Annotated in this window: 12 protein-coding genes; 9 read left to right on the top strand and 3 right to left on the bottom strand. The window is 62.0% G+C overall.

Annotation, left to right across the window (positions count from 1 at the left end; all coding sequences use genetic code 11):
• The first annotated feature begins 91 nt into the window (after positions 1-91).
• Positions 92-808, top strand: a complete 717-nt coding sequence (locus tag AC0L26_RS00820) for a response regulator (protein ID WP_473630824.1) — start codon at positions 92-94, stop codon at positions 806-808.
• The gene (locus tag AC0L26_RS00815; protein ID WP_473630823.1) at positions 805-2211 is read left to right on the top strand and encodes an ATP-binding protein; all 1407 of its coding nucleotides are present in this window, start codon (positions 805-807) and stop codon (positions 2209-2211) included. The genes AC0L26_RS00820 and AC0L26_RS00815 overlap by 4 nt, the downstream gene beginning before the upstream one ends.
• 63 nt (positions 2212-2274) lie before the next feature.
• Here AC0L26_RS00815 and choV read toward each other — a convergent pair whose 3' ends face one another.
• From choV to AC0L26_RS00800, 3 genes are all read right to left on the bottom strand, one after another.
• Complete coding sequence (gene choV / locus AC0L26_RS00810) at positions 2275-3456, bottom strand: choline ABC transporter ATP-binding protein (RefSeq protein ID WP_473630822.1); 1182 nt, start codon at positions 3454-3456, stop codon at positions 2275-2277.
• Positions 3453-4307, bottom strand: a complete 855-nt coding sequence (choW, locus tag AC0L26_RS00805) for a choline ABC transporter permease subunit (protein ID WP_473630821.1) — start codon at positions 4305-4307, stop codon at positions 3453-3455. Before choW ends, choV begins: the two co-directional genes overlap by 4 nt.
• Positions 4308-4430: 123 nt before the next feature.
• Positions 4431-5366 (bottom strand): choline ABC transporter substrate-binding protein, encoded by a 936-nt coding sequence (locus AC0L26_RS00800; protein WP_473630820.1) that lies wholly within the window; start codon positions 5364-5366, stop codon positions 4431-4433.
• 263 nt (positions 5367-5629) lie between these two features.
• Between AC0L26_RS00800 and AC0L26_RS00795 the strand changes: the two genes are divergently transcribed.
• The 7 genes from AC0L26_RS00795 (at position 5630) to AC0L26_RS00765 (ending at position 13914) form a co-directional block, all read left to right on the top strand.
• The gene (locus AC0L26_RS00795; protein WP_352933389.1) at positions 5630-6235 is read left to right on the top strand and encodes a thymidine kinase; all 606 of its coding nucleotides are present in this window, start codon (positions 5630-5632) and stop codon (positions 6233-6235) included.
• 241 nt (positions 6236-6476) lie between these two features.
• The gene (locus AC0L26_RS00790; protein ID WP_473630819.1) at positions 6477-7565 is read left to right on the top strand and encodes a hypothetical protein; all 1089 of its coding nucleotides are present in this window, start codon (positions 6477-6479) and stop codon (positions 7563-7565) included.
• A 116-nt stretch (positions 7566-7681) separates the two neighbouring features.
• Entirely contained in the window at positions 7682-8827 is a 1146-nt protein-coding gene (locus AC0L26_RS00785) for a hypothetical protein (protein ID WP_473630818.1), read from the top strand.
• Positions 8828-8851: 24 nt separating this feature from the next.
• Positions 8852-10762, top strand: a complete 1911-nt coding sequence (locus AC0L26_RS00780; RefSeq protein ID WP_473630817.1) for an AAA family ATPase — start codon at positions 8852-8854, stop codon at positions 10760-10762.
• Between the two features lie 198 nt (positions 10763-10960).
• Positions 10961-12265, top strand: a complete 1305-nt coding sequence (locus AC0L26_RS00775; protein WP_473630816.1) for a DUF6638 family protein — start codon at positions 10961-10963, stop codon at positions 12263-12265.
• A gap of 51 nt (positions 12266-12316) precedes the next feature.
• Positions 12317-13441: a DUF2333 family protein gene (locus tag AC0L26_RS00770; RefSeq protein WP_473630815.1), complete on the top strand. Its 1125-nt coding sequence runs from the start codon at positions 12317-12319 to the stop codon at positions 13439-13441.
• A gap of 77 nt (positions 13442-13518) precedes the next feature.
• Entirely contained in the window at positions 13519-13914 is a 396-nt protein-coding gene (locus AC0L26_RS00765) for an ester cyclase (RefSeq protein WP_473630814.1), read from the top strand.
• Positions 13915-14021 lie beyond the last annotated feature (107 nt).

The raw sequence follows: 14021 nt of genomic DNA, 5'->3' as shown, positions 1-14021 counted from the left end.
TTGCCGTCACCGGCCAACATATGGCCTGAATTCTATCGTGTGGGTGATGACCGAACGACGGTTTCGGCCACCAATGACGGCGGGGCTTCCAGTGAAATCCGACGCACACATACTGATCGTCGACGACGACAAGGGCATTCGCGACCTGCTTCAGGAATTCTTCCGGAAACGGGGGCTGCACACGTCGGTGGCCGCCGACGGTACCGAGATGGAAGCTATCCTACGCCGCGCGCAGGTGGACCTTGTCGTTCTGGACGTCATGCTGCCGGGAAAGAGCGGGCTGGAGCTTTGCCGCGATCTTCGCGCCAACTATGCTACGCCGATCATCATGCTGACCGCGGTCACCGAGACGACCGACCGGGTGGTCGGGCTGGAGATGGGCGCCGACGACTATGTGCCGAAACCCTTCGATCCGCGCGAACTGCTGGCGCGGATCCGCGCCGTGCTGAGGCGCAACGGCGCCGCCGAGCCACGGCGGCCCAGCTCTCGGCAGATCTACCATTTCGCCGGCTGGACGATGGACTGTTCGCGCCACCGGCTGATGGCGCCGGGCGATATCAGGGTCGAGCTGACCATGGCGGAGTTCAACCTGCTGCAGACCTTCGTCAAGAGCGCGCAGCGCGTGCTGAGCCGCGACCAGCTCATCGAACTGTCGGGCGGCGACAGCGGCTACAGCTTCGACCGCAGCGTCGACATTTTGGTCAGCCGGCTGCGGCGCAAGATGGAGGACGACCCGAAAACGCCGAAACTGATCCTGACCGTGCGCAGTGGCGGCTATCAGTTCCTGCCCGAGACGACCTCCGAATGAGACGCATCCTGCCGCAGACCCTGCCAGTCTGGGTGCTGCTCATCGTCATCGCCGGCCTGCTGATCAGCCAGATCACCACGCTTTACATCGTCTCGCGCGACCGTGCCGCCGCCAACGACGTGGTCGATCTCTACAGGCTCAATGATCGCGCCTTCTCGCTGGTGCAGTTGATGCATGCCGCCCCGCCCGAAGCGCGCAAGGCCACTGCATCCGGCCTGTCCAACGCGAACTACGCGCTTACCGTTTCCGACACGCCCGCCGTCGCGTCGTCGATAGCGGGCGACGACGAACTGGCCGAACTGGAGGACATACTGGTCGGGCGGCTGTCGAAATTCGGCATTACCGATGCACGGGTCCGGCGCGACCAGGCGACACGGGAAGCCGACGATGGGGGCGCGATCGAGGGTCGTGATGTCGGCGAGGTCGAGCGCGACCTCCTGGTGCTGGCCGCCGACTTCGCCCAGAGCGACAAGCTGACAGCGTCGCTCCGCTTCGCCGACGGCCAATGGCTGAACTTCACCGAGCCGAACACGCCGGTGGGACCCATATTGAGCTTCGACAGCCTGCCGCTCTATGCCTTGATCGCCGGACTGGTGGTGGCCATGTCGATATGGTCGCTGCGCCGGCTGACCGCGCCCTACCGGATGATGGAAACCGCGGTGAAACGGATCGGCAACGACCTGAAGAGCCCGCCTATCGCCGAGACCGGCAGCCGCGAGATCCGCACCGCGGCAAAGGCGGTCAATGCTATGCAGGCCAGGCTGCGTGACTATGTCGAGGATCGCGAACATCTTGCGGCAGCACTCGCCCACGACCTGCGCACCCCGCTGACAAGAATGCGGCTGCGGCTCGAACTGCTCAGGAAATCGGCTGTTCGCGCCGCGCTGGCGCACGATCTCGCCGACATCGAGGAGATTGCCAGCTCGGTCATCGACTTCGCCACCTTCGAGGTGACCGAGGAGAAAAGCGAACGGATCGATTTCTGGTCGCTCGTGGAATCGGTCGCCGACGACTACGAAGAGATCTCGTTCGACAATGACGATACGCGGTCACGCGGCCTGATCTGCCTTGCGCGGCCGGTCGCGCTCAGGCGTTGCGTCACCAACCTCGTCCAGAACGCCGTGACCTACGGCAAGAAGGCCCATCTCAGCCTGCATCTATCCGGAAAGACTATCACGCTGGCCATCCGCGACGAGGGGCCGGGCATACCGCAGGCCGAGCTCGACGCGGTGTTCGGCTCGTTCGTGCGCCTGGAACAGTCACGCAACCGCCAGACCGGCGGCCTCGGTCTTGGCCTGACCATCGCCCGCAACATCGCCCGCAGCGCCGGCGGCGAGATCAGCCTGTCCAATCACCCCGGCGGCGGCTTGCTGACGGAGCTGAAATTGCCGCTGGCGGCGTAGGTGCGGCAGAGGGGGCGCGACGGAATGCGGCAGTTGGTTCTTTCTCTCCCCGGGAGAAAACAGCTACCGCCGCAAAACTGCGCTCAGCACATCCCTGACGCCGATGGCGCCGACGAAGCGCGACTGGTCGTCGAACAGCGCCACGGGCGCTGTCTGCGAGCGATGCATGGCCAGCATCACGGTCTTCAGCGGGGTGCCGGGATTGGCCCAGAACACTTGCGCCGTCTCCTCCGGCTGCGCCTCGACATCGGCGCACGACACCCAGAACGCCGGCTTGCCGTCACGCTCGGCCGCCGCCACCAGCCCGTGCTCGTCGATCTTGAAACGCGTCGTCCGGCGCCGGTCGAGCCACACCCAGCCATCCTTGCCCTGTTCGAGATCGCGGCGGTCGCGCATCACGTTCCACGCGGTCAGCACCGAAAGCGGATTCACATTGGCGATGAAGTCGCGGACATAGTCGTTGGCGGGGCGCAGCACGATGTCTTCCGGCGCGCCCGTCTGCACGATGCGCCCGCCTTCCATGATGGTGATGTGGCTGCCGATCTTCAGCGCCTCCTCGAGGTCGTGGCTGACGAAGATAATGGTCTTCTTCAGCTCGGCCTGAAGCTGCAGCAGCTCGTCCTGCAGCTTGGTCCGGATCAGCGGGTCTAGCGCCGAGAACGGCTCGTCCATCAACAGGATCGGCGCTTCGGTGGCGAACGCGCGTGCGAGGCCAACCCGCTGCTGCATGCCGCCGGAAAGCTCGTGCGCATATTTCTTCGACCACTGGTCGAGATTGACCAGCTTGAGCTGGCGATGCACGCGCTCCTTGCGCTCGGCTTCGGGCACGCCGGCGAGCTCGAGGCCGAGGCCGACATTCTCCTCCACCGTGCGCCACGGCAGCAGGCCGAACTGCTGGAATACCATCGCGACCTGCTTCTGCCGCAGCCGCCGAAGGGTGGCCTCGTCGCAAGTCACGACATCGACAGTCTTGTCGCCGTCCTTGACCAGGACCTGGCCGCGCGAAACGACGTTCAGTCGGTTGACTGCGCGCAGCAGCGTCGACTTGCCGGAGCCGGACAGGCCCATGAGCACGGAAATCTCGCCCTCGTGCACGGTGAGGCTTGCCCCGGCGCAGCCCAGCACGTTGCCGGTCTTTTCGAGGATCTCGGCGCGCGTCGCGCCGCTGTCGATGAGCGCCAGCGAGCCGGCCTGGTCGCTGCCGAAGACGATATCGACATTCCGGAAATCGACGGCGACGGTCATTTCTTGCCTCCAACGCCAATGCGGGTCATCCGGTCGAGCACGATGGCCAGCACGACGATGGCGAGGCCGGCCTCAAGTCCGAGGTCGATCCGGCGCGAGCCGAGCGCCCGGTTGATCTCGGTGCCGAGGCCGCCAGCGCCGATAAGCGCCGCGAACACCACCATCGACAGCGACAGCATGATCGACTGGGTCAAGCCGGCCATGATGGTGGGCAGCGCCGAAGGCAACTCAACCTTCCAGAGCAGTTGCCGCTTGGTGGCGCCGAAGGCCTCGCCGGCTTCGATGATCGACTTCGGCACCGAGGTGACGCCGAGATGGGTAAGACGGACCGAGGTCGGGATGACGAAGATGATGGTGACGATGAGGCCGGGCGCATTGCCGAGCCCGAACAAGGTCAGCACCGGGATCAGGTAGACGAAGGTCGGCAGCGTCTGCATCAGGTCGAGCACCGGCAGCATGATGCGGTAGACCTTCGGCTTGTGCGCCGCCCAGATGCCGAGCGGCACGCCGATCGCCATCGAGGCGGCGGCGGCGGCAACCACCAGCACCAGCGTCTCCACCGTCTGCTTCCACAGGTTCTGGTTGAGAATGAACAGCAATCCGAGGAAGACGGCGAGCGCCAGGCCCCTCGAACGCTGCAGGACATAGGCGAGCAAGGCGATCAGCGCGATGAGCAGGACGGGCGGCAACAGAAGAAGTCCGTCGACCATCCCGTCGAGCAGGAAATTGAGGCCGTTGGAAAAGGCCCTGAGGACGGTGTTGAAATTGTCGGTGAGGAAGGTGAAGAAGGCCTTTCCCCAAGCGCCGATGGGGATCTTGTAGCTGACCAGGAATTTGGAAATCGGATCCATCTAGCCCCTCTTCTATCGGCGCCGTCCTTGCCGGACGGTCATCTTGTCACAGGATATGAAAAAGGGCAGCCTTTTCTACGTGGCTGCCCTCGTTCCGATTATCCCGAATTCAAAGTTATCGGCTCAGCTTCCGAGCGCGGTCTTGACCGCCGCCGCCGCGTCGCCGCCGTCGAAGGTGGTTACGCCAGCGATCCAGGGGGTGATCGCATCCGGGTGTTTCTTCAGCCAGTCGGTCGCGGCAGTATTGGCGTCGCCGCCCTTGAGGATCGCGTCCATCATCTCGCCTTCCATATCGAGGTTGAACTTCAGGTTGGCGATGAATTTGCCGACATTCGGGCATTCGGTCATGTAGCCCTTACGCACATTGGTATGCACGGTGGCGGCGCCGAAGCCGCTGTCGCCCATACCGTCGAGATAGGTGATCTTCATGGCGCCCATCACCGGATGCGGCGTCCAGCCGAGGAAGGCGATCCACTCATTGTTCTTCATCGACTGCTCGGCCTGGGTGAGCATGCCGGCCTCGGAGGATTCGACCAGTTCGAAGCCTTCGAGATTGGCCGCCGGCTCCTTGATCATGTCGAGAATGATGCGGTTGCCGTCATTGCCGGCCTCGATGCCATAGATCTTGCCGTCGAACTTGTCCTTGAACTTGCCAATATCGGTCAGCGTCTTGACGCCGGCATCTGCGACATAGGTCGGCACGACGATGCCGTAGCCGGCGCCGCTGAGGTTCTCGCTGACGGTCTCGACCGAGCCGTCGGCGGTGTACTCCTTGATGTCGTTGGTCATCGACGGCATCCAATTGCCGAGAAAGACGTCGAGGTCCTTGTTCTTCAGCGACGCATAGGTCACCGGCACCGAAAGCTGGATCACCTCCGGCTCATAGCCGAGCGCGGTGAGCAGCACCGAGGCGACGCCGGTGGTGGCCTGGATGTCGGTCCAGCCGACATCGGAGAGACGCACCGTCTTGCAGCTTTCCGGATCGGCGGCGAGAGCTGCGCTGGTGGACAGGAAAGCCGCCAGGCCAAGGCCGGCGACGAAGGAATTGATACGCAACATGAAAATTCTCCCATTTTGATTCTTTGGCTAAGCGAAGTTACGGTTTTATCTCCGCTTTGTTTCGTCAGCCAAACACCATTCTGGTGCGGTTTCAAGCGATAAGGCAATCGCGACGAACGGCGCGGACTGGCCGATCAGCGACACGCTGCCTGCTGCTCCAGGCTTTTGCGGTGGCCAGCCGCTTTCCGATGAAATGCGCCTTTCTGGTGGAATACGAGGACGCCCCCTCCCCGCGCCGCGCGAACTCGGCTTTAAAGGGCGGCATGGCCAAGCTGTACTTCCACTATGCGACGATGAATGCCGGCAAGACGACGATGCTGCTGCAGGCCTCGTACAATTACCGCGAGCGCGGCATGACGACGATGCTGTTCGTCGCTGCCCTCTACCGCAAGGGCGACACCGGGCTGATCTCGTCGCGCATCGGGCTGGAGACGGAAGCCGAGATGTTCCGCGACGGCGACGATCTGTTCGCCCGGGTCGCCGAGCATCACGACCATACGACGGTGCATTGCGTCTTTGTCGACGAGGCGCAATTCCTCGAGGAGGAGCAGGTGTGGCAGCTCGCCCGCATCGCCGACCGGCTGGACATCCCTGTGATGTGCTACGGCCTGCGCACGGATTTCCAGGGCAAGCTGTTTTCCGGCTCGCGCGCGCTTCTGGCGATATCGGACGATCTGCGCGAGGTGCGCACCATCTGCCGCTGCGGCCGCAAGGCGACGATGGTCGTGCGCCTCGGCGCGGACGGCAAGGTCGCAAGGCAGGGCGAACAGGTGGCGATCGGCAAGGATGTCTATGTCTCGCTCTGCCGCCGCCATTGGGAAGAAGAAATGGGCCGCGCCGCGCCCGACGATTTCATCGGCTTCACCTAATGCACGCTAGAGAAAACCAATCGGGGAGTTCGCGTTCGATTGCTTTGTGACGGCAGTTATGCTAGTGATTTAGGCGTGGTGCTGATTTGCGCCGACGACCCGCCGCAGAGGCGGGTTTTTTGCTTCAGGCTTCGGCGCGATCCTTCGCAAGCTTCTAATCTTCCGCCTTCCCTTCCCCCTATGCCACACATATATTCGCGGCGGTTCGCGACACGAACAGATGCCGAAGCGGGAGGCCCCTATGGCGACATTGCAGAATTTCGACGCCGAAATTGCCAAGACCAAGCAGGTCGTGCAGGACATGCGCACGAAGATCGAGCAGTCTGGCACGGTGCTCGACACGCTCGCCAAGACCGACAAGAAGATCGGCGACGCCAATTTCGACCTCGAGAACGCCCGCATCGAGGATGTGCTGAAACAGCAGAAGGTGATGGAAGGCAACATCGCCGACCTGATCATCGGGCTGGAGGATGCCACCAACGTCTTCGGTGCCGAATTCGAGAGCATGAAGAACTACACCGGCTGGGAAAGCTTCATCGGCATATTTTCCAGTCAGCGCAAGCAGCGCATGCGCACCGACCGTGTCCGCAACATGTCGCTGGCCGGCAATCTGCAGGAGCTGCTGGCGAAATCCGACACCATCGTCGGCATCCTCAAGGCGCAAAAGCAGGTTCTCGACCAGCGCTACAAGACCTCCGAGGCCAGCCTGTCGCAGGTGATCGAGCGCCGCAAGGCGACCATGTCCAATCTCGAGACCGTGCAGAAGCGCATCGAGGAGCTCAACCCGATGCTGCTCGACATCGAGAACAAGATCGCCGCTTCCACCAGCCAGAAGGAGCGCACGCAGCTTGAAGGCGAGCGTTCGAAGCTGGCCACGGAGTATAACGAGAAGCAGGCAAAGGAGCAGGAGTTGCTCGCTGAAAGCCAGACGCTGGAGCGCTACACCTCGATGTTCCAGACCTTCGTCGATTCGCTCAACAACCAGATCGCGGCGCAGTCGACACTGATCAACAAGCTGACCATCGATACCGAGCAGCGCATCGTGCTCTACAAGGCGCTGGAAGACTCGCTGAAGACCGCCGCCCAGCAGGACGTCGCCCACAAGATCAACACGCTGGGCAGCCAGGTCGACAATACCGCCGAGGAGACCATGGCCGGCATTGGTGCTGCCTCGCAGAAGCACATTGGCGATCTTCTCGAAATGCACGAGAAGAACATGGTGGCAACCGCCGACATCCAGCGCCGCAAGAAGCTGGCCGACGATGCCTTTGCCCGCCGCTTCGACGACGTGCTGAAAAAACACAATGCGGCAAACTACGTGCAGTCGTAATTGCTGCACCAATGCATGTCGCCCAAAAGTGCGCAGCGGTTTTGGGATAACGACATGCATAAGAACAATGACTTAAAGCGCGTCGCGCTTTAGCATACCTACCAAGGGCTGGCTGCATGACCCCCGAAAACGAAGCGGCAACGCGTTACTTCTCGGCGATCAGGGCGGCACTCAGCGGCCTCGAAGTGTTCATGCGCGACGATCGCTCGCCGCTCTACCGGCACGGCATCGTCGCCAAGATCGTCGCCGAATATATTGCGCGGCTCGACAACTCCTTTTCCTGTTGGCGTAACCGGCTGGGTTTCACGGAGACGTTTCGCATTTCGCGCGCCGAAAGCGGCTTTCCGGTCTTCCAGAACGTACTCGAGCTGGAAAACGACCGCCGTCAGGCCGATACGCGGCTTGCCAACATACCGCTGGCCGACGAGTTGCGCGAGGAAATGGCCGACTTCATCCTGCGCCACAAGGAGTTCCCCGAGGCGCTGCAGAAATCGATGGCCGAGCGGCTCTATCTGGAGGGCGTCAGGAGCGAGACGACCTTCGCGCCGTTCACATTGGCGCAGACGGCAAAAGTCTCGGTCAATCCGAAGACCGGGCGGCCTTATTACCTCGTCCATTGGGCCACCTTCGACGGCAGCGCCAACCTGCCGCTGGTCTACATGTTGACGGTCGAGGATTCCTCCGAAGCGATGATCGACCAGCTTGTCGACCGCAACGGCAAGCTCAACGACAAGGTCGACATTCCGCTTCCCGTTGAAGGGCTGCTCAACCCCGAGCTTGCCCACCGCTTCGACGACTTCACCGAGAAGAATTCCGCCTACACGCTGTCGCCGGCGACGATCGCCGTCAATCTCGACAAGGATTTCGAGCCGCTCCACCCCAAGCAGTTGCGCCGCGTCGTGCTCGGCCCCTTCTATTCGGCAGGGATTACCGAGAACAATTCGACGGTAACCGACGTTTTGGCCAAGGTGCGAAAACCGGAAAACGCCTGGCTGCTGACCTGGACCATCCAGGAGGTCTATTCCAAGGCCGAAAAGCCGGGCCGCAAAGGTCTGTTTTCGAGCGAGAAGACGACGCAGGAATTCTTCATCGACACCGACGATCTGGAGGCGGCGCGCCAGGGCGTGTCGAGCTACGAGAACCACGCGCTGATCCCGCATGAAGCCTATCAGGCGCTGTACGCCGCCGGCGAGGCGCAGAAGATCTTTTCGGGCTACAAGGTCCACATCCTGTCCAAAGGACAGGTGATCAGCGACGTCTGACCGTCAAACCGCGGAGCATCCTGCATGGACACCGGCCTGACCACGATTTCGGAAGCGGCAATCGAAAAGCACCGCGCCACGGCGCAGAGCTTCATCACCCGCATCGTCGTGCTGGAAGACCCGTCGCGTGAATCCGGCACCCCGCTTGCCGGCACCAACCGCCGCTTCGTCTCAACCGTCTCGGTCGGCTCGGTCAGGCGCACGCGCGAGGTCGAGCTTTCCAAGACCGTCGCCGCCGTCCATCCCGACGACCAGCTGCTCAGCATTGCGCAGCACATGCTTTTGTTTCGCACCCGGCGCGGCCTGGCGATCGCCCTGGCCATATCGGACGTCTTCGCCGAAGGTTCAGACCTCGAAAGCCTGCAGGCGAAAAACGCCCGCGCCCCGCTGGAAGGCGACGAGGCGGCCACCTTCAAGAAGCTGCTGTCGGCCTCGGCCTATATCTCAGCCTTCAGCCTCGCTTCCTACCTGTTCCAGCTGATCGACAGCGATGGCGAGGCGCCGAACGACACGCCAGAGCCGGACTTTCTGTTCGACACGCCGCAGGACGCGGTGAAGTCGATCGTATCAGGGCTCGACAGGGCGATATCAGGCGCGAAGGACGACGCCGACTTAATGACCCGGGCACGCGCCTTCGCCCGTATCGCCATCGACGGGCTTTTGGCGCGAAAGGGCCGCTTCGACGGCATCGGCCCGTTCGAGAACGCGCATATCCGTATCGACGTCGACGACTTCACCCTCGACGGTTTCGACGTCGCGCCGGGCAAGCGGTCGAAGCCGCTGGTGATGACCTTCAAGAAACCGGAAGAGGTCGTCGGCAATCACATCGCCAAGTACCAGTCGGTCAAGCTCGCCAAGATGCTGATGGCTTACGACTTCGAGCGCGAGTTGAACCCGTTCGTCGAGCTCGGCGGCTTCCTGTTCACCTTCATCGGCGACGGCGCGCCCGGCACCGGCAAGACGACGCTGATCCAGATGATCGCCGGCCTCGTCAACGGTTACTGTCAGGTCGCCGGCTATCCCTTCGCCTACGAGAATTTCGGCGTCGACCAGATCTCCTCCTACCAGGGCAAATCCGGCCAGAACTGCCGCCAGTTTATCAACAATGTGCTGAACCCGCGCGTTATCGGCTTCGGCACCATCGACGACATCGATCAGGTGGCGGCGCGCCGTTCCGACGATCGCGCCTCGGCCGGCCAGCAGGAAATCACCGGTGTCCTGATGGACGCGTTCGCGGGTGCCGGTACCGTGGTGCGCGGCAACTGCTCCTTCGGCATGTTCTCCAACTATCCCGAAAACGTCGACGACGCGTTGCGCCAGCGCGCCGGCGCCCGCTGGCTGGTCGACGGCCCGCAGAGCCGCGACGACTACATCGACATCTTCGTGCTGCTTGCCGGCAAGAACCACAAGATCCCGCTCGGCGACCACAAGCTCTATGCCGCGCAGGAGATCAAGCGCGCGGTGATGGAAGCCTATGAAGAGCATGAGAGGCCCAGGGAAGACGGGCTGATGAAGGTCTACGAGCGCTACATGAAGGAGAACGGCGCGCCGAAGTCGATGGCCGACATCGGCACCTATTTGCATATGATCAAGGAGGCCGAGCCGCGCTTCACCGGCCGCGCCATCAAGAACGTCACCGACGCGATCAAGATGCGCGCCATGGACATCGAGCTGCCGGACGAGTGGTTCGAAAAGCCGGAAGTCTTCATGCACAAGGGCTACGACGACAAGAAGGCGATGATCGAAGAACTGCGCGGACCGTTCTCGATGGACATGGTCATGCAGGAGGTCAACCGCTACGCCGACTCGGAGTTCCGCTATTCCGACAAGTCCGACGACGCGGCGGTGACCAAGATGATCCGCGACACCCGCCTGCGCGACCGCGCGGTGCGCGAGATCGAGGAGCTGAAGAAGAAGGGCCTGTGGAATGCGTGAGATGCGCCGACGCTCCCTTCTCCCCCTGTGGGAGAAGGTGTCGCCGAAGGCGACGGATGAGGGGTATTCGTCAAGCTGGAACACCCCTCATCCGACCGAGCTTCGCTCGGCCACCTTCTCCCACAAGGGGAGAAGGGACGGCACCGCCCCTCATCCGCCCTTCGGGCACCTTCTCCCCGTGAACGGGGAGAAGGAAGAATGAGCCCCGCCAAGAAATCCGATCTGCTGCGCGAGAACGAGCTGATCTACGGCCGGCTGCTGACCATCGAGGAGCCGCATCTCATCCAGCGCTACAACAAGGCTTTGGTCGCCTTCGGCCTGAGGCCGACGAAGCTGAAGAGCTTCGACATCGACCGCACCGGCTTCTCGCCTGAAGTGGCCGAGGAATGCGGCGACTACAACTACCTTGATCCCAACGAGATCAACCGCCGCTTCATCATCCTGACGCCGTCGCAGATCGACCTGCCGGTGGTCCACACCGCCTTTTCCAACACCTCGCAGCTGATGTTCGAGTTCATGTCGAAGAATCAGCGCGCCATCGACGCGCTGACCATCAAGGATGTCATCTATGGCGAGATCGAGGATTCGGTCCCCAAGGTCGACGACATCGAGGATCTGCTGTCGATCAACCAGGTCGAGTTCAGGGTGCTGTCGGCGGAGGACGTGCTGGGCAAGGCCGCCGAACTCGGCAAGCTCGTCGACCAGTTGAAGCAGGAGCCGGACGCCTGGCGCGACAATGCCATGCTCACCCGCATGGTGGAGCTTGCCAAGATCTGCGGCGACATCCGCGAGAACGCGCTGGTGCCGGATCAGGTGATCTTTCGCCACAGCGCCTATTGGACCAGCCATTTCGGCGGGCTCTATGTGTTCATCGATCCTGACATGACGACGGTGATCAGCGACCCGGCAGCACCCGGCTTCCGCCGCTCGCGACCGTGGCAAGTGAGCTACCTCTCGATCAATGATGCCGACAGGGTGTTCAAGTTCCTCACTGCCACCGGCCGCATCGAACTGCCGCGCGCCTCATGGATCGAAACCTCAGGCTATCTCGAACATCGCGCCGAGATGGTGGTGCGCGCTCTGATCCGCGACGCCGAGCCCGATCGCAATCTGACCGACGTCGACAAGGTCTGGCTGCAGACCTGGATCCACGGCCATGCCGACCTGATCACCAGGGACGGCAATTTTCCCTTTCTCAACGCCGCCAAGCGCGAGATCGCTCACCTCGGACGTCTCAAGATCGAGGACGTCTTCCCGCAGCAGCGTTTCCTGGTGATCCGGGCCAAGCCCGACCATCCCGACGCCTGGCTGACCAACCAGCTGATCTCGGATTTCGTGCCGCAGGATTTCGTCTCGCGCTACGTCTTCAACAAACCAGGCTTCTACAGCGACTATGACGGCTTCAGCGACGCCTGGCGATCGCATGTTGTGGACGTTCTGAAAACCACATATCTGAAAGACAAGGTGGCGTTTCGCACACGCCTCTACGGTCTTACTGATTGAATGCCTAACCTTATCGAATTCTTGGCTGACTGACGAGGGGGTGACATCGCCATGCTTGATCCGATCGTGAATTTCTTCACACGGATTTTCCAGTGGATCGGCCGCGGTATCGGCTTCGCCATCGGCGTGATCCTGTGGCCGTTCATGTGGGCCGGGCGCTGGTACACACAGCGCGGCTGGATCCTGAAGGCGGTGCTCGGGCTGGCACTGCTCGTTCTGATCGGCCTCTACGCCAACTTCTTCTACGCCACCCAGTGGTGGAACAATTTCAACCCGAACTACGTCGACAATTACACCTTCGAGAAACGTAATATTTCCGCCGGCGAGCAGACCGCAGCAGGCGCCGGCACCGACACCGCCAGGACCTGCGGAAACTCGGGGATAGCCCAGGTGGCGGCCGACCTGACCGACTTCAACGTCAACCAGAATGCTTGGGTCTCGTCGATGATCCTCTATAAGCTTGGCCTGTTCGGCATCAGCTGGGACCATACGCCGTTCATGGACAACAAGGCCTCGTTCCAGCGCGGCATCAACCAGGCAGTGCGGCGCACGGCGACCGAGCTTGCCGACAATCTCGGCCGCGTCCGCACCACCTCGCAGATCGATGCCGATCTGCAGGATGCGCGCGGCAACCTGCAGTTCGATGAATACACATGGTACTTCGGCATCAGCCCGTTCGGTCCGAAGACGCCGACGCCGAGCTACTATCGCGACGCGGTGCGCAAGCTGCGTTCGTTCAATGCCCGGCTGGCCCTTTGCCAAACGACGTTCGACGCCCGCGCCGACAATCTGAAGCAATATATCGACCGTATCGCCAGCGATATTGGCTCGACTTCGGCGATCCTCAAGGAGCGCGCTGAAAACCACAACAATGGCTGGTTCGACACGCGCGCCGACGACCGCTTCTGGTTCGCCTATGGCCAGCTCTATGCCTATTACGGGCTGATGAAGGGCGCCGAGGCCGACTTCGAGGACGTGATCAAGGAAAAGCACTTGCAGAACCTGTGGGACACGATGGACTCGCAGTTCGTCTCGGCGCTGCGCATCCAGCCTTTCATCATCGCCAATGGCCGCGAGGATGGCTGGCTGTTGCCGACGCATCTGACGACGATGGGTTTTTACATACTCAGGGTGCGCTCGAACATGGTCGAGATCAGCAACGTGCTGTCGCAGTAGTCCGGCTGCGCATCGCGGAGGAACCTGATCGTCTCGTCGTCGTTCAACCGCTGGGCGGCAGCCAGCGAGGACACGACATGGATATCCGGGAAGTTGCTCGAAATTTCTATGCCACGATCGACGCGCAGGACTGGGATAAGCTGGCTGGGCTGGTCTCTCCAGATCTCGTCGTTCATCTCGGCAGCGCCAGCCCGATCGGCTACGACGACTGGCGAAAATCCTTGGGCGAGTTCTTTGTTGGATTCCCGGACGGGCACCACGTCATCGAAGATTATCTCAGCGATGCCGACAAGGTGGTTACGCGCGGCCGCTTTCAGGGCACGCACACCGGCATCTTCCATGGCGTCGAGGCGAGCGGAAACCGAGTCTCGGTTGGCGTGATCCATATCGATCGTCTTGAGAACGGCGTCGTGGTCGAACATTTCGGCCAGCTTGACGGCTTGGGGCTGATGCACCAGATCGGCGCATTCTAGCGCGACTGCTCGAAGCGCCGAGCAGCGCTCGAACCCTGTCGCATTCCGTGCATTCCGCGGCTGTTTTGAGACGGCAGAATGGCGCGCGCTCTGGCTTCTATACCGCG

Source organism: Mesorhizobium sp. WSM4823, assembly GCF_055811195.1.
The sequence above is the reverse complement of the archived record's forward strand: the minus strand, read 5'-3'. Positions and strand labels throughout refer to the sequence as shown.

Excerpts from the sequence above, each read along its gene's own strand:
- AC0L26_RS00815 (WP_473630823.1), top strand. The coding sequence starts at position 805 with ATGAGACGCATCCTGCCGCAGACCCTGCCAGTCTGGGTGCTGCTCATC.
- choV (WP_473630822.1), bottom strand. The coding sequence starts at position 3,456 with ATGACCGTCGCCGTCGATTTCCGGAATGTCGATATCGTCTTCGGCAGC.
- choW (WP_473630821.1), bottom strand. The coding sequence starts at position 4,307 with ATGGATCCGATTTCCAAATTCCTGGTCAGCTACAAGATCCCCATCGGC.
- AC0L26_RS00800 (WP_473630820.1), bottom strand. The coding sequence starts at position 5,366 with ATGTTGCGTATCAATTCCTTCGTCGCCGGCCTTGGCCTGGCGGCTTTC.
- AC0L26_RS00795 (WP_352933389.1), top strand. The coding sequence starts at position 5,630 with ATGGCCAAGCTGTACTTCCACTATGCGACGATGAATGCCGGCAAGACG.
- AC0L26_RS00790 (WP_473630819.1), top strand. The coding sequence starts at position 6,477 with ATGGCGACATTGCAGAATTTCGACGCCGAAATTGCCAAGACCAAGCAG.
- AC0L26_RS00785 (WP_473630818.1), top strand. The coding sequence starts at position 7,682 with ATGACCCCCGAAAACGAAGCGGCAACGCGTTACTTCTCGGCGATCAGG.
- AC0L26_RS00780 (WP_473630817.1), top strand. The coding sequence starts at position 8,852 with ATGGACACCGGCCTGACCACGATTTCGGAAGCGGCAATCGAAAAGCAC.
- AC0L26_RS00775 (WP_473630816.1), top strand. The coding sequence starts at position 10,961 with ATGAGCCCCGCCAAGAAATCCGATCTGCTGCGCGAGAACGAGCTGATC.
- AC0L26_RS00770 (WP_473630815.1), top strand. The coding sequence starts at position 12,317 with ATGCTTGATCCGATCGTGAATTTCTTCACACGGATTTTCCAGTGGATC.
- AC0L26_RS00765 (WP_473630814.1), top strand. The coding sequence starts at position 13,519 with ATGGATATCCGGGAAGTTGCTCGAAATTTCTATGCCACGATCGACGCG.